Annotated in this window: 16 protein-coding genes; 9 read left to right on the forward strand and 7 right to left on the reverse strand. The window is 28.3% G+C overall.

What is annotated here, in order from left to right; genetic code table 11:
• Positions 1–125 precede the first annotated feature (125 nt).
• Both Q3287_RS16035 and Q3287_RS16040 read right to left on the reverse strand, forming a co-directional pair.
• On the reverse strand, positions 126–1,232 hold the full coding sequence (locus Q3287_RS16035) for a M20/M25/M40 family metallo-hydrolase (protein WP_407964408.1): 1,107 nt from the start codon (positions 1,230–1,232) through the stop codon (positions 126–128).
• 33 nt (positions 1,233–1,265) lie between these two features.
• Positions 1,266–2,807, reverse strand: coding sequence for an AbgT family transporter (locus tag Q3287_RS16040; protein ID WP_407964409.1), 1,542 nt, complete (start codon positions 2,805–2,807; stop codon positions 1,266–1,268).
• Positions 2,808–3,611: 804 nt separating this feature from the next.
• On the opposite strand from Q3287_RS16040, the gene Q3287_RS16045 reads away from it, so the two are divergent.
• Positions 3,612–4,673, forward strand: a complete 1,062-nt coding sequence (locus tag Q3287_RS16045; protein WP_054269047.1) for a GGDEF domain-containing protein — start codon at positions 3,612–3,614, stop codon at positions 4,671–4,673.
• Between the two features lie 84 nt (positions 4,674–4,757).
• Here the strand turns inward: Q3287_RS16045 and Q3287_RS16050 are convergent, their stop codons facing one another.
• The 5 genes from Q3287_RS16050 to Q3287_RS16070 all read right to left on the reverse strand — a co-directional run bounded on the left by Q3287_RS16050 (position 4,758) and on the right by Q3287_RS16070 (position 9,581).
• The gene (locus tag Q3287_RS16050; protein ID WP_065388355.1) at positions 4,758–5,516 is read right to left on the reverse strand and encodes an MBL fold metallo-hydrolase; all 759 of its coding nucleotides are present in this window, start codon (positions 5,514–5,516) and stop codon (positions 4,758–4,760) included.
• Between the two features lie 224 nt (positions 5,517–5,740).
• On the reverse strand, positions 5,741–6,604 hold the full coding sequence (locus Q3287_RS16055; protein WP_054269048.1) for a MerR family transcriptional regulator: 864 nt from the start codon (positions 6,602–6,604) through the stop codon (positions 5,741–5,743).
• Between the two features lie 328 nt (positions 6,605–6,932).
• A complete protein-coding gene (locus Q3287_RS16060; RefSeq protein WP_054269049.1) occupies positions 6,933–8,243 on the reverse strand; it encodes an amidohydrolase in 1,311 nt (436 codons plus the stop codon).
• Positions 8,244–8,255: 12 nt separating this feature from the next.
• Positions 8,256–8,726 carry a hypothetical protein gene (locus tag Q3287_RS16065; protein ID WP_074180019.1) on the reverse strand — a complete coding sequence of 157 codons (471 nt, stop codon included), beginning with the start codon at positions 8,724–8,726 and terminating at the stop codon, positions 8,256–8,258.
• 3 nt (positions 8,727–8,729) lie between these two features.
• Complete coding sequence (locus Q3287_RS16070) at positions 8,730–9,581, reverse strand: DUF3100 domain-containing protein (RefSeq protein ID WP_054269050.1); 852 nt, start codon at positions 9,579–9,581, stop codon at positions 8,730–8,732.
• Between the two features lie 447 nt (positions 9,582–10,028).
• Between Q3287_RS16070 and Q3287_RS16075 the strand changes: the two genes are divergently transcribed.
• From Q3287_RS16075 to Q3287_RS16110, 8 genes are all read left to right on the forward strand, one after another.
• Positions 10,029–10,940, forward strand: a complete 912-nt coding sequence (locus Q3287_RS16075; protein WP_054269051.1) for a YafY family protein — start codon at positions 10,029–10,031, stop codon at positions 10,938–10,940.
• Positions 10,941–11,106: 166 nt separating this feature from the next.
• On the forward strand, positions 11,107–11,607 hold the full coding sequence (locus Q3287_RS16080) for a GyrI-like domain-containing protein (RefSeq protein WP_054269052.1): 501 nt from the start codon (positions 11,107–11,109) through the stop codon (positions 11,605–11,607).
• 147 nt (positions 11,608–11,754) lie between these two features.
• Positions 11,755–12,054: a DUF6506 family protein gene (locus tag Q3287_RS16085; RefSeq protein ID WP_054269053.1), complete on the forward strand. Its 300-nt coding sequence runs from the start codon at positions 11,755–11,757 to the stop codon at positions 12,052–12,054.
• Positions 12,055–12,070: 16 nt separating this feature from the next.
• Positions 12,071–12,232, forward strand: coding sequence for a hypothetical protein (locus Q3287_RS16090; RefSeq protein ID WP_153885234.1), 162 nt, complete (start codon positions 12,071–12,073; stop codon positions 12,230–12,232).
• 727 nt (positions 12,233–12,959) lie between these two features.
• Positions 12,960–13,322, forward strand: a complete 363-nt coding sequence (locus tag Q3287_RS16095; protein WP_054269055.1) for a response regulator — start codon at positions 12,960–12,962, stop codon at positions 13,320–13,322.
• A 98-nt stretch (positions 13,323–13,420) separates the two neighbouring features.
• Positions 13,421–14,005 carry a chemotaxis protein CheC gene (locus Q3287_RS16100; RefSeq protein WP_227832620.1) on the forward strand — a complete coding sequence of 195 codons (585 nt, stop codon included), beginning with the start codon at positions 13,421–13,423 and terminating at the stop codon, positions 14,003–14,005.
• A complete protein-coding gene (locus Q3287_RS16105; protein WP_054269057.1) occupies positions 14,002–14,487 on the forward strand; it encodes a chemotaxis protein CheD in 486 nt (161 codons plus the stop codon). Before Q3287_RS16100 ends, Q3287_RS16105 begins: the two co-directional genes overlap by 4 nt.
• Before the next feature lie 42 nt (positions 14,488–14,529).
• The gene (locus Q3287_RS16110) at positions 14,530–15,048 is read left to right on the forward strand and encodes a chemotaxis protein CheW (protein ID WP_054275825.1); all 519 of its coding nucleotides are present in this window, start codon (positions 14,530–14,532) and stop codon (positions 15,046–15,048) included.
• The last annotated feature ends 102 nt before the right edge of the window (positions 15,049–15,150 follow it).

A 15,150-nucleotide genomic window follows, 5' to 3' on the forward strand; every position in this document is an offset into this window, starting at 1 on the left:
CTACTGCAATAAATTATTATATAAAATACTAAAACCTATGTAAAACAAACTTTTAAGATATAACTTATAAAGTTGAAAATACATAGGTTTTTAGTTTTATAATTTTAAGACATCTGTTGTAATATTTATAATTTAATCATATGATAAACTATTTTAGCAGTATCATACAATTCATCTATATTTACGTATTCATTAACTGTGTGAACATCATACATACCTAGACTCAATATAGCACAGTTATATCCAAGATTAGCTAATATATTTGCATCACTTCCACCACCAATTACCATTGGATTTGGAACAACACCAACTTGTCTTATTGCTTCTTCACTCAATTTGAATATATGACTATCTCTACTAAGTTCAAAACTAGGATAAGACATATTATGCTCAAAAGTATAAGTAGTATTAAATTTAGATGCAGCATCTTTGCAACACTTCTCCATATGATTAAGTTCATACTCTAAAGTTTCAGGTATATGAGACCTAATTTCAGCAGTCAATGTAACCTTGTCAGTTACTATATTTGTAGCTCCACCACCTTCTATCTTACCTATGTTTGAAGTAGTTAATGAATCTATTCTGCCTATATGCATATTACTTATTGCATGAGAAGCTACCAATATAGCATTTATGCCTTTTTCAGGCTCTATACCAGCATGTGCTTTCTTACCATAAAAAGAGATTTTTATAGATTGCTGAGCAGGAGCTTTATATGCTATCGAACCAATAGCTCCACCAGAATCTAAAATCACCATATCTTTACAAGGTAAGTTGTCAGGATTAAAGTTTTTAACACCATGCATACCAGCTTCCTCACAGATTGTAAAACAAAGATAAATATCTCTATGTGGGATTTTTTCTGTAATAACATGTTCTAATGTTTCAAGTATAGCAGCTATTCCAGCCTTATCATCTGCACCAAGTGTAGTAGTACCATCACTTCTAACTATGTTACCATCTAGTACAGGCTTTACACCTAAACAAGGTTGAACTTGGTCCATATGTGCACATAAACAAAGAGGTCTACTTCCTTCTTCACCTTTTATATAGGCAATAACATTTCCTGTATTACCACCATATTTTTCACCAGCATCATCTATAATGGCATCTATATTTCTTTCTTTTAAGTAGTTTACAAGCCATTTAGACATTTCTAATTCTTGATTAGATGGACTATCAATTTTAACCATATCCATAAAATTATTTATAAGTCTATTTTTATCTAACATAAATTTTTCTCCTTTTAGAAAGATTTAATTAAATTACATACTATATGAAGGTAGTATTCCAGGTCCTAATGGAATATTAAATACCATAAATAATATCAATAATATAGTCCATACTATTAAGAATGAGATTGAGTATGGTAACATGTTAGCTATTACAGTACCCATACCAGCATCTTTATCATATTTTCTCGTAAATGCTAATATAATAGGGAAGTATGGGAATAATGGACTAAGTGGATTTGTTATACAATCACCTATACGATAAGCCATTTGAGTAAGCGCTGGATTGTATCCAACCATCATAAACATTGGTACAAATATAGGTGCAAGGATAGCCCATTTTGCAGATGCACTACCTATAAATAAATTTATAAAACAAGATAAGATAATAAATCCTATCAATAATAAAGGTCCATTTATTCCTGCTGATTTTAAAAATTCTCCACCTTTTACAGCTAGTATTAAACCTAAATTACTATTTGTAAACAACTGTAAAAATTGTGAAGCTGCAAATGCTAGTATTATATATCCACCCATATCACTCATTGCACCAGCCATTATAGAGACAACATCCTTGTCCTTTTTTATCTTACCTATAGTTTTTCCATATACAACACCAGGTATAAAAAATGCTAATGCTATTATAGGTACCATACCTTTCATAAGAGGAGCATTGTTTGATAGTAAGTCTCCTGTTTCTGGGTCAGCTAAGAATGGTTTTTTACCAATTACACTAAGAGCTATTATGATTGCTGCATATATTAATATACTTATACCAGCCCTTTTAAGACCTTTTTTTTCTACATCATTAAGACTACCATCAACATCTAATTCTGCATTTCCTTCATACTTACCAAATCTAGGCGCTACAATCTTTTCCGTTACCCATGTTGCTAACAGTATTAAAACAAAAGTTGATGCTATCATAAAGAATAAGTTCATTGTTGCATTAGCTTGAAATCCAGAGTCAATCATTTGGGCTGCTGGAACTGTAAAGCTTGCAGCAAGTATATCATTGACACTTATCATAATATTTGCAGCAAATCCTAGACAGACTGCGGCATACCCAGAAAATAAACCTATAAGAGGATGTCTACCAACACCAAGGTATACAAGTGCAGCTAGTGGTGGAAATAGTATTGTACCTGCATCTGATGCAATATTGGCAAGCATACCTATAGTCATTACAACAAGAGTTACTTTTGTTTCAGGAATCTTGCTTACTGATGCTTTGATTGTTGCTGTCATAAGTCCAGTTTTATCACATACACCAGCACCTATCATAGTTACTAAAACTAGTCCTAAAGGAGCAAATCCTTGAAAATTACTAACTATATTTCCTAGAAGAATTTGAAGCTGTTCTACAGTCAATAGATTTACAGCTTTTATGGTTTCTCCTGTACCAGGATGAACTACTGATATACCCATAGAGCCAACTATACTAGATAGTATAAGTAAAAGTACACATAGTCCTAAAAATATTGTAACTGGGTCTGGTAGTTTATTACCAACAGTTTCTATCCTGTTTAATGTTCTGTCAAAAAAATTTTTCTTCTTAACTACGTTATCATTCATAATATCCCTCCCTAATAATTAAAAAATAAGTATTGTGGTCAAATTTATAATTAAAATTATGATTGTCGATTTAAGACGTGTCCACAATATGTCCTAAAAAAAGTATAAAATAAACTTTTAACTATGTCAATGTAATTTTCTGAATTTTCTGTATGAGTAGTGTTAATTAAATATGATTTAAGTAAATTAATGACGAATTATATCTAATGTATTTGAATAACATATACACTTTAAATTTAATTTTAAAATAAAATTTTAGAAAAAGCTAGTGGAAGATTAAGTTATTAAAGTAATAATCTAATAAAATGTTAAGCTTTTAGAATGCTTAGAGTGTAGATTTGATTCAAAATCGAAAAGAAAAAATCAATTATTAGTTTTTTATAATATATATATAATATAAAAATTATCTATACCGATAATTTATGTAAATTAGTAATATAAATTTCTAGAGATGTATGTATATCTTTCTAGAGTGGTGCTTTTTAATGACTTTTATATATTGAAATGATATAATATATCCGAGTAATAAGTAAAGGAATATTAAATTAAAATTAAGATATTTGTAGGTTTATCTAAAATATATGTTAAAATTAGCATCTTTTTATAGAAAGTCTAATGGGAATATAAACCATTTATAATTATAAATTCTTAGAAAAATCCTTTAAACTATAAAAAATACTGTAGTTAAATCACTTTTTAAATTAATCAGAAATAGAAGATTTCATTTATAAGAGTATTGTATTTGTACTATAGAAGTATTAAATGATTCATAAGCGAGTATAGGTGATGCATAAGGAGGATATGATGCTAGAGACACTATTAAGAAATTTTAGAGCAAAGAAGATGGATTTGTATCAGTCTGAAATTAGAATTAGAAATTACCATAGTTTGAATGGCCTATCACTAGTAGGGCTTACTATTTCAACTATGGTTCTTATATTTGGATTGACTTTATCAGAAGTAGTTACTTTTAATACAGAATTTTTTCTTATATTTGGATATTTTCTTATTCTTCATATCCTTTGTAAATTTTATTTAAAAGAACACACTAAATATATAACATGTATTTTTTATGGAGTATTAACGCCAGTTATGATAATGGGTATTTTAATGGGAACTTTTTTAGATAAAACAGAACCTTCAATTACAATCATGGTATTCATATGTGTACTTCCTCTATTCATATTAGATAAACCTTGGAGAATCATTCTTTATATAACAATAATTTCTATAGTTTATGGTATCTGTTGTTTTATAGCAAAGGATATAGATATGTTTATGGCAGACCTAGTCGATTTAGTTACATTTTATTTTTTATCTGTTGGTGTTAATTTCTTTATTTTAAATGACCGTATTGAAAGTGTAGAAAACTATATTAAGTATCGAGAAAAATCGGAAATTGATTTATTGACAGGTATATATAATCGAGGTTCTGGAGTCGAGATGATTGAAAAACTCATGTCTAAACAAAAATATGGTGCTTTTATTCTTATTGATATAGATGATTTTAAGTATATTAATGATTCTTATGGTCATATAGTAGGAGATTATTATCTAAAAGCTGTAGCTGAAAATATAAGAAATGTGTTTTATGATAGTATTGCATTAAGATTAGGTGGTGATGAGTTTGCTATCTATTCTGTAGAATTAACTGATGAAGAGAAGTGTAGGATACGATTTGAAAAATTATTTGAAGTATTAAATGATATGGAAGATTTATCAAGGGATAACTATGTATTTCATATCAGTTTAGGATGCTCTATTTGTGATGAAAATATTATCAATTTTGAAGAGTTGTATAGTAAAGCAGACGAAGCCCTTTATTCAGCAAAGGAAGCTGGAAAAGGATGCTATCGTATAAATTAGTTAGATTCTACTATATTCTATTCAAAGTGTGGAGAATATTTAAAAAATAATAAATCAGTTTTAAAGGAATTTGTTTTGTACTTTTTATAAAAATCTATGGATATCATTTGAATTGTGTAGATGATATAAAGTTATCTTATGTATATAGTGCAGATTCTGTTCTAATTTGCTACATTCAAATGGTTTTCCATGTCCAGGATAAATCATCTTGGGTTTTGTATTTATAATTGTTTCCCAAGATTGAGCAAATTCCATTTTATTTTCTGCAAATATGGTGATTTTATGAATACTTGGGAAGCCATTCATTGCAGAATCTCCACAAAATAAAGTTCCATTATTAAGTAGTAGGGAAATTGAATCAGAAGTATGTCCTGGTGTTTCTATGATTTTTCCATTTAATTCTTTTTCAATTTCTTTTAGATTATTGTCAGAGATAAGAATACATCTTTTTTCAAACTCTTGCTTTAGTGTAGGAAAACAATGTCCATCTTTTCCAAACAGTTTCATAATTTGACAAAAGAGAAAAGCGGTACGACTTGTGCATCCACCAATAAAAGAGTTTTGCCCTTTATATAGAGCTTTTAAAGCTTTATCATGCATGACAATTTTTGTATTAGGAGATTCTTCTAAAATCTGATTTATAAAACCTGCATGGTCATCATGGGCATGAGTTAGAAATATGTATCTAATGTCTTTGATTTTTATGTTGGATTTGAATATTTGTTTTTTGAAATGTTTAAAACCATTTTCATATCCAGTATCAATCAAGACAAAACCGTCTTGAATAGGGTATAACCAATTATTTACAATTAGGTTTCCTACATTAAATATTTTTTCAAACATTTTTTCACCACCTTAAATTAAAATAGAAATTTGTATAGTTAGAAAGAATATATCATACTTATATTTATACTTCAACAGAGTCTTAAAAGTTTTAAAGTGAGTAGCACCAGTAAATATTTATATTATCTACAGATGCTACTTTTTGTGAGCTTTGTAGGGCTAGCACTAATTCTTTATAGGATTAGCAACTTATAAGATGAAATAATAACTATAGTGTAAAGTTGTTACTTTTCAAGATATGCTTTTAGGGCAAGCCCAATAAATTTTGATGCCCCATCTCCATATTTCTTATCATTAATTTCAATAAATGTAGGATTTGATATATAATTTTCAGACGTAATAGACCAATAGTTATCTCCCATATCAATACCATTATTAATTTTATTAGTAAAGGAAATTAGTTCTCCAACTAATTCTTGAATATCCAAAGATGTAACATCTTTACTTAGATTCTCTGTAAGTTTTTTTGTAATATCATCGCTTTTTTTTATAAGGTTAAATACTTCTGCTTGGTCAATAGTAGAGCCATTAGATATAAAATTTTGAAGATTACTTTCCATAGCTTTTGTGTATTTTTCGATACTTCCATACTGTTTAGTTGCCATATCAGCTATTTTGTTTTCATTAGACTTCATTTCTGAAATCATTTCATCAAAGTTTTCAACACTTCCAAATTGCTTGATAATTCCATCAGTATGAGTTTCTTTGAACTCAGTTAATATACGAAAATATTCATCCATATTAAAATCTTTAAAATCCATACATTTTTCTCCTTTTATAAGTTTATCAAGTAACTCTAATAGAGCATTTAATCTATCCCTTTTTATTTGAATTAGTTCTCGTTGATTCTCAAATGTAGTAATCATATCAAATTTAGGATTTTCCATGATTACTTTAATTTCTTTTAATGTAAAATCAAGTTCTTTGAAAAATAGAATTTGTTGTAAAACTTCTAATGCTTTTTCATCATATAATCTATATCCAGCGCTCGTTATTTCTGTGGGTTTAAATAAATCAATTTCGTCATAAAACTGTAGAGTACGTATACTAATACCAGTTATCGAAGAAACCTGTTTTACTGTCATCATTTTAATTCACCTTCTTTCATACTCTGGTAATTGAGACATAGCTAATATTATATTTGCAAGAAATAGTATTTACTTATTAACTCTATCCCTAACTACTACTGTATACTATCACTATACGTGAGGGTCAATCTCTTTGTTATATTTTTTCTAAATAATATTAGGGATTTTACTAAGAATAATATGTTTTATTTTGGTTGTGATTTATGCTATGTATTTTATTGGAAAAGTAAAAGATTGGTAATAAGGTATTCTAAAAATAAAGAGAAATGTAAGAAAAGATGGTATAGCTTTTAAGGCATATACCATCTTTTGTACTATAAAAATATACTTATAAAGTTTTATCGTGTTTTTCTAAAAATGTTAGATATTCTTCTTTAGTCATAACTGGAGTAAAGGCATCTAATATGTTTTTAGCATCTTTAGCATTATCAAAAAGAAGGTCTACAACTGTAAGTGCCATTGCTTTTGCAGGGATTATGTAAGCCAAATCTTCATCAACTATTTCAAAATCTCTTGTATGAAGAGCACCTTTTACACCGCCAATCATAGGATGAAGAGTAGGCATTATATGAGATACATCACCAAAATCAAAAGAACCTGTAAAGTCTCCACCATCAACAACTTTTCCCTCTAGACCTAAATCTTCAAGATTATTTTTAAATAAATTATCAAGATTTTTGTATCGTAATATTGGTAAGTAGCCAGGGATTTCAGTTATTTCGACCTCAGCTCCAACTGCCATTCCACCAGCCATTAAGGCTTTATTTATCCTTGAATTAGCATCAATCATACCGTTTATAGTTCTAGCTCTTACATATGATTCCATATGGACATCAGCAGGAACAACATTTACTATATCTCCACCTTTTGTGATGATAGGGTGGAATCTAACTCTTTCAGATTCTTTAAACGTCTCTCTAAGTGCGTTTACGTTGTTTATAGCAAGCATTGCTGCATTTAAAGCATTTATACCATCATGTGGAGCAGAACCAGCATGAGATTCTTTACCTATAAATTTAACTTTTTTTCCAACAAATCCATTACTCTCAGGACCTACTAAAGCTTTATCTTCCCCTAAGTCAGAAGAGTGAAACATCATAGATATGTCTATATCATCAAAATAACCTCTTTTTATTAACTCTTGTTTTCCACCAAAGTAAGTTATTTTTCCTTCTTTTTTTAATTGTTCTCTATATTCTAACTCAATAAATTCTTCAGCTGGAGTAGCCATAAAAGATACTTTACCATCTAGATGTTCTAAAACACCACTTTTTACTAGACCAACAGCTGCACCTAACATTCCAGCTATTTGAATATTGTGTCCACAAGTATGAGAAGCACCTATTTCATTAGCATCTTTATGTTCTTTACATGATATGCCATCCAATTCTCCAAGTATAGATATATGAGGGCCTTTTTTATTAGTATTTGCATCTGCCTTACATCCTGTTACGGCTATATTTTTTTCTACAGATAAGTTTAATTCTTGTTCAAAGAAGTTTGAAACAGCTTCTGTAGTTTTAAATTCTTTATATCCATACTCTGGATTTTTATATATTCCTTGACCTATTTTTAATATTTTTTCTCTATTTTCATCTATAGTTTTTATTACTAGAGATTTTAATTGTTCTTTATTCATAATAAATTCCTCCTATATTTTACCTTGAATACTTAAAACTATATGAGCTATACTCGCACATGCAAAGAATATAGTTGTGAAAACAATAAGTGATATTATAACTATTTTCCATGACATCTCTTTTAAAGATTCTATTTTATTTCCAACAGAAATTCCTGCAAAAGCTAGTAGTGGAGTAGTTATAGCCATAAAGTTAATATTATTAGTATTTGTTAAGAATACTTCAGATGTTGGGCTATATGGCATACTAAGTAAAAGACCTATTATAGTTGCAAATCCAAAAGCTGGAAATATCGATTTAGGAAATAAATCCTTTACAATCATAGCAGCCATAGCAGCTAATATTAACATAACCATTCCAGGAAGAGCTGTAACTATAGATGTACCCACGCTAATTCTTTGTCCTATAAGAATTATAACTCCAATGACAGACATAACCAATAATTGAAATGAACTTTTCTTCAAATTTAAATTAGCAAACATTTATTAGCACTCTCCTTCTGTTGTTTCAATTTCTTTAGTTTTTTTATTTCTAGAAAATTTAGGTTCTAAAACTTTATACATGAAATTAGTAAATGGTAAGGATACAAAAACTAAGAATATAATTCCTGTTATACTAGACATCATATTGCTTGTTGCTGCATAGGCAAGTATTGTATCTGCCATTTCAGGTGGAACCATAGTAGATAATGAACCAGCAGCGGCAGTCATCATACTTCCACTACCAACACCACAAGCCATTCCCAAAGCATATGGATGAAGACCACTATAAATAGAGACCGAACCTAGTACACTAAAGTATATAGTACCAAGAACTGTACCCATTAAATATGTGCCAAGTACACCACTACCTTCTGGAGAATTTATGCCATATTTCTCAGATATAACTCCTAAAGAAGGTTCACGGCTGATACTTGCAGTAGCTCCAACAGCTTCTCTTTTCATACCAAACATTAATGCAAGAGGTAATGCAACGATTGGTGCAAGTATATGACCAAATTCTTGAGCTATGAATGCTGGTCCAGCTTGAATTATCTTATCAATGTTTGGACCAACTGTAGTACCATACTTTATACCAAGCATTACTAGTGCAATGCCAACAACTTCTCCAGCAATATTTATTTCTTTTTCTCCAATGACTTTTTTAAGTGCTTTAATTTTTTTCCCTAATAAATCTGGTGTTATTATAAGTCCAATTATAACTGCGTAGAGCATAGGAAATAGTACTATAGAAGCTTTTCCAATAGCTATAGTTCTTTGCCCTATAAATTCACATATTACTACTAATATTAAGCAAGTTAAAAATACTTGAATAAAATGTTTTTTATTACTTTCCATGATTTCCTCCCCAAAAAGAATAAGTATTTTACTTATTTAAAATAAAAAATACGTTTTCTTAGATATAATACGTTTTCTTAGATATAATACGTTTTCCTGTATATTATAAAAAATACTATTTTAAATAAGTTTCAGAAATGTCATTAACATGTCCTTAAATAAGGATAAAACAAAAATTTAACATTGTCAACGAAAAAAATGTAAAATATTACATATTTTTCAATATATTGTAATATTATTCATTCCTAAAAAATTATTTAAATATTGTAGGAATAATAGATAAAAAGCTTTAAAATAAATAATATAAAACTAAGAAAGAGTAAATTGAAATTTTAAAATGAATAAAAGTATTTTAAGATTTGAATAAATATAAGACTTAAATTAACTATTAAAAGTTAGTACAACTAACTTAGATTAAATAATAATGATTCTAGTAGGTGGTAGTAAATGAAAATCAATAGATTAACAGAAATAATAGTAATACTTTTAAATAAGAAACTGGTAACTGCCAAAGAGTTGGCAGAGAGGTTTGAAGTTTCTACAAGAACTATATATAGAGATATAGAAACTCTATCTATGTCAGGAGTACCAGTATATATGACAAAAGGTAAGGGGGGCGGGATATCTTTAATAGAAGAATACTCTATAGATAAGACCATATTATCAAATGAAGATAAAGAGAGTTTGATAGTGGCGCTCAAAACCTTACAAGCAACAAAGTATCCAGAAATAAATTCAGTAGTAAATAAAATTGGTTCAATATTTGGAGAGCAGAACTTTGCAAATTGGATTGAAATAGATTTTACTGAATGGGGAAGTAATTTTAATGAAGATGACAAATTTACAAAAATAAAAGAAGCTATTTTAAGGCGTAATGCCATAAATTTTAATTATGTAAATAGCATGTCAAGTCAAACAAATAGAACTGTCGAACCTATGAAACTTATGTATAAGAGTAAGACTTGGTATTTATATGGATTTTGTAGATTAAAGGACGATTTTAGGATATTTAGAATTAGTAGAATAAAAAACTTAGTTGTGAAAGAAGAAGTGTTTTCAAGAAAGATAATAGAAGATGTATGTTTTGATGATTCTAAGGTGATTAAGGAAAATACTGTAACCCTGAAATTGAGATTTAAAGAGAAGATGCTTTTTAGAGTGTTTGATGATTTTAATAAAGATTTAATAACTAAAAACAAAGATAATACATATGATGTAACCGCTGAATTTCCTATTGGTGAGTGGATTTATGGTTATATTTTATCTTTTGGAGATAGTGTTGAAATACTTGAACCTAAAGAGGTTAGAGATAATGTAATAATTAGATTGAAAGGGTTATCTAAAATTTACTCATTATAATACTTTGATTAAAAGAATCATTTGAAATTTATTAATTGCAAAATATTTCACTAAGTCTAATTATATTAAAAATATGACATAAAGGTGTCGTATATTATAAGTTATAATTTAATTAAATAAATTTAATATTAAAATAGATTAATAAAAACAAAGTGAGGTATAAAGTATGGATTATGAAATAGTAAATATAAGTGAGAAAATAGTTGTAGGAATATCAAAAGAAACTACAAACCAAGATGGACAAGCAGTAAAAGATATAGGTGAGTCATGGAAGAGATTTATGGGAAAAGGTATATATAATTCTATAAAAGGTAAAAAGAATGAAAAGACAATAGGCTTATATACAGATTATCAAGGCGATTTTACAAATCCATATAACTTTGTTGCGTGTTGTGAAGTAAATAGTGATGCTGATAAAGATATCAATTTAGATGAATTAAATACTAATAATACTGTGGAAGAAATTGTTATAAGTAAAGTTATACCAGCAGGTAAGTATGCAAAATTTATTGTAGTAGGAGATATTCACAAAGCGATAGGAGATTTCTGGGCTGAATTTTGGCAAATGGATTTTGATAGAAATTATATAAGTGATTTTGAAGAATACCAAGGTAATACCTATGATTCTGATAAACATGAAATTCATATTTACATAGGAATAAACTAGATTTGCATTATATTGAATATATGTAATTTTTTATTGACATATATCAGATGGAGGGGTATTATAAATTGGTAAATGTTAGAGGCAAGACAATAGAGTGTTTGAAAATTTTATAGTTTTCATACATGAACTATAAAGGGGGATTTTCCTATGTTTGAATGTGCATTTATTTATGTTGCTAAAGGTCTTAATGCTGAGAAGCAAAGAGCAGTTATTCCATCTGATACAATAAATATGAATGTTATTGGTGTGGAAAATTATGATGAAGCAGAAGTTGTAGCAAAAGAAATGGTAGAAAAGGGATGTACAGCTATTGAACTATGTGCTGGCTTTGGTAACGAGGGTATTTACAGAATTAAAAAAGTTGTTGGACCAAACGTTGCTGTGGGTGCAGTGAAATTCGATTTCCATCCAGCTTTTGGTTTTAAGAGTGGAGATGAAATGTTCTAATAATCAGTGCCTTTATATGAATAAAGATACATGGAGTAAATTAGAATGTTTGCATGATATTTTATTGAAAGTTGCTGATTGTAATAAATATGTTGAAGAATCAATATGTTTATTACAGTCAGTTTTATTGTTAATAACTATAAGCAGTAAGTCTATAAAAGATTTACTGCTTTTTTAGTACTTAAAAATATCAGTATTGATTTGAATCGTTGCTAATGATGTTAGGAAAATTGTAAATAAACACTTGTAAATATCATGATTTAAATTGTAACTTTCAACGTGAAAAAGAAAAAAATTGTAAGTACAGACTATAATAACATTTTTGAATTTATGAATAAACAATTAAAAAAATTATAGAAAAATAATGTATAAAGCTAAACCCAATTTAATCGATAATACATATATAGAAATACAATTAAGTAATTAAATAACCATTTCTTGGATGTTAAGCAAGTTAGAAATTATATAGTAAAGAAGCAAATAAACCTGTAATTTAATATTTTAAGTAGCATGAGAAGTGTTTTTCGTTTTTTATAGATTACAACTTTGGAAGATTATAAAAATAAATCTACAAAAATAATTTTAATGAATCTGAAAAAAAAATTTTATATGAATATAAAAAACATAAGGTTATTCTATCTTTATTTGATTACTTCTGACAACTTTTTATGTTTTGTACAATTATATTTTTATTAACTCGTCAAAATGCCAAACATATATTACAATATATATATAAGTTTTTTAATTGACAAATTGTGTTAATATAATTGAATATAATATGGCATAAATAATTACTTTTATTTATCAATGAAATGTATTTATTATGTAGCGAAAAATAGTCAGATAGTATAGACAATATTTGAAATAAAAGCATTTATTGTTGTACATATGGAGGAGTTAGTTTTATGGAAAATAAAATTTTGATAGTAGATGATGCTATTTTTATGAGAATGATGATTAAAGAAGCTCTGAGTAAAAGTGGCTATGGAAATTTAGTAGAAGCAAATGATGGAGAAGAAGCTTGTAATATATTTAAAGATGAAAAGCCTGATTTGATGTTACTTGACATTACAATGCCAAAAAAAGATGGTTTAGAGGTGTTGAAAGAAGTAAAAAAGTTAGATTCAAATGCTAAGGTGGTGATGTGTTCTGCAATAGGACAAGAAAATATGATTGTAGAAGCTATAAAACTAGGAGCGTTAGACTTTATAGTGAAGCCCTTTAAAACAGATACATTAATCAAAGTTGTGCAAAATGCTTTAAAGTAAAAATGTAAATACACACTGATATAGTGAAAGGTACATAAATGAAATAATTAAAGGGAGGGGTTTATATTATAAATTATTTAGAACTTGATGATGCTCATATAGATGCTCTTAGAGAAATTGGTAATATAGGCTCTGGGAATGCAATCACTGCACTTGCATCCATGATAAATAGTAATATAGAAGTATTAATACCAATGGTAAATATACTTGAATATAATGAAGCAACAAATTTGCTTGGTGGTCCAGAAAATAAAGTAGTATGCATTTTACTAGATATGAAAGGCGATATTAATGGAATGTTTATGTTTTTGTTGGATGAATCAATCACCCAACTTATGTTAAATTCTCTTTTTAATAAAGAAGAGTCGGTTTTGGATGAGATTGAAGGTATTGAAATTTCAGCAATTAAAGAAATAGGAAATATTATGGCAAGTTCATATGTAAATGCTATGGCATCTATGTTAGATATGACCATAAGTATTTCAGTTCCAGATATGTGTATAGATATGGTTGGAGCTGTCCTAAATGTACCTATGATAAGGTTTTCAGATGTTGGTGACCAAATTTTATTTATAGAAAATAAGTTCAAAATGAGTGATAATTATTTTACTAGTCACATATTGATGATTCCAGAAATGAGTTCACTTAAAGAAATATTGGTGAGATTGGGATTAAAAGTATGAATAGAGAGATAGTAGTAAACATTGCAGATATGAAGATAGCCTGTAAACCAAATGTTTTGGTTACATATGCACTTGGTTCTTGTGTAGGAGTATGCCTGATAGATAAAATAGCAGGAATTGGTGGAATGTTACATGTTATGTTGCCATATAGTAAAGATGCTATTAACATTGAAAATAAATACAAATTTGCAGACACAGGAATAAATGAGCTTATTAAATCTATGGAACATATAGGTGCAAACAGAATGTATATAAAAGCAAAAATTGCTGGTGGAGCTCAAATGTTTTTAGGAAACAGCAATTCATCGATTGCAAGCATAGGGCATAGAAATGTTGAAGCAGTAAAAAAAACACTCTTAGGATTACATATTCCAATAGTAGCAGAAGACACAGGTATGAATTATGGACGAACAATACGTTTTTGCACTGAAACAGGCGAATTGATTGTAGATTCAATAAATAAAGGTAAAAAGAAAATATAATGTAGATTTTATAGAGAGTAGATTTTAGAGGGGAGGAATTAAATGAGATTTCCAGATGACCCATATTTAGATTATAGGCTAGCTGATGAGGGAATTAAATATCTAAAATTTAAAGTAGATGAACAAGACTTCGGTGTTGAGATTGAAAAGGTCGTAGAAATTGTTGGAAATCAAGAAATTATATTTATTCCAGAACTCCCAACATATTCTAAAGGTATAATAAATTTAAGAGGTAAAATTATTCCAATAATAGATATGCGTTTGAGACTTAAAAAAAATGATTTAATAGTTGCTAACTGCATGTATATAGTAGTAGTCGAAGTAAAGGATTTATCAGTAGGATTTATAGTTGATAAAGTTGATGAGATAATAAGCTTAGAAGAAAGTCAAATTTCTCCACCACCAAGAGTTACTTTTGAGTATTCAGATTATTTTGTAAGTGGTATTGGAGAAATAGAGAGTAAAATAATTACCTTACTAGATTTAGAGAAACTTTTGACAGATAAAGAAGAAATTTTAATAGATGAAGTAGTTAATAAATATAATTGCACTATCATGTAGCACAGGGATATAATTAGAATGTTATTATAAAGAGATTGTGATGGGAACATTTGGGGATGTAGTGGTATAATTATTAAGTATAAGAATTTTAAATTACTAGAA

This window comes from Clostridioides sp. GD02404, from assembly GCF_045898275.1.
GTDB lineage: Bacteria > Bacillota > Clostridia > Peptostreptococcales > Peptostreptococcaceae > Clostridioides > Clostridioides difficile_A.

What these genes read in the sequence shown, in the direction of transcription:
- Q3287_RS16035 (WP_407964408.1), bottom strand. Translation starts at nt 1,232, where the DNA reads ATGTTAGATAAAAATAGACTTATAAATAATTTTATGGATATGGTTAAA.
- Q3287_RS16090 (WP_153885234.1), top strand. Translation starts at nt 12,071, where the DNA reads ATGAATAAAGATACATGGAGTAAATTAGAATGTTTGCATGATATTTTA.
- Q3287_RS16065 (WP_074180019.1), bottom strand. Translation starts at nt 8,726, where the DNA reads ATGTTTGCTAATTTAAATTTGAAGAAAAGTTCATTTCAATTATTGGTT.
- Q3287_RS16080 (WP_054269052.1), top strand. Translation starts at nt 11,107, where the DNA reads ATGGATTATGAAATAGTAAATATAAGTGAGAAAATAGTTGTAGGAATA.
- Q3287_RS16060 (WP_054269049.1), bottom strand. Translation starts at nt 8,243, where the DNA reads ATGAATAAAGAACAATTAAAATCTCTAGTAATAAAAACTATAGATGAA.
- Q3287_RS16105 (WP_054269057.1), top strand. Translation starts at nt 14,002, where the DNA reads ATGAATAGAGAGATAGTAGTAAACATTGCAGATATGAAGATAGCCTGT.
- Q3287_RS16040 (WP_407964409.1), bottom strand. Translation starts at nt 2,807, where the DNA reads ATGAATGATAACGTAGTTAAGAAGAAAAATTTTTTTGACAGAACATTA.
- Q3287_RS16055 (WP_054269048.1), bottom strand. Translation starts at nt 6,604, where the DNA reads ATGATGACAGTAAAACAGGTTTCTTCGATAACTGGTATTAGTATACGT.
- Q3287_RS16045 (WP_054269047.1), top strand. Translation starts at nt 3,612, where the DNA reads ATGCTAGAGACACTATTAAGAAATTTTAGAGCAAAGAAGATGGATTTG.
- Q3287_RS16050 (WP_065388355.1), bottom strand. Translation starts at nt 5,516, where the DNA reads ATGTTTGAAAAAATATTTAATGTAGGAAACCTAATTGTAAATAATTGG.
- Q3287_RS16095 (WP_054269055.1), top strand. Translation starts at nt 12,960, where the DNA reads ATGGAAAATAAAATTTTGATAGTAGATGATGCTATTTTTATGAGAATG.
- Q3287_RS16075 (WP_054269051.1), top strand. Translation starts at nt 10,029, where the DNA reads ATGAAAATCAATAGATTAACAGAAATAATAGTAATACTTTTAAATAAG.
- Q3287_RS16070 (WP_054269050.1), bottom strand. Translation starts at nt 9,581, where the DNA reads ATGGAAAGTAATAAAAAACATTTTATTCAAGTATTTTTAACTTGCTTA.
- Q3287_RS16110 (WP_054275825.1), top strand. Translation starts at nt 14,530, where the DNA reads ATGAGATTTCCAGATGACCCATATTTAGATTATAGGCTAGCTGATGAG.
- Q3287_RS16085 (WP_054269053.1), top strand. Translation starts at nt 11,755, where the DNA reads ATGTTTGAATGTGCATTTATTTATGTTGCTAAAGGTCTTAATGCTGAG.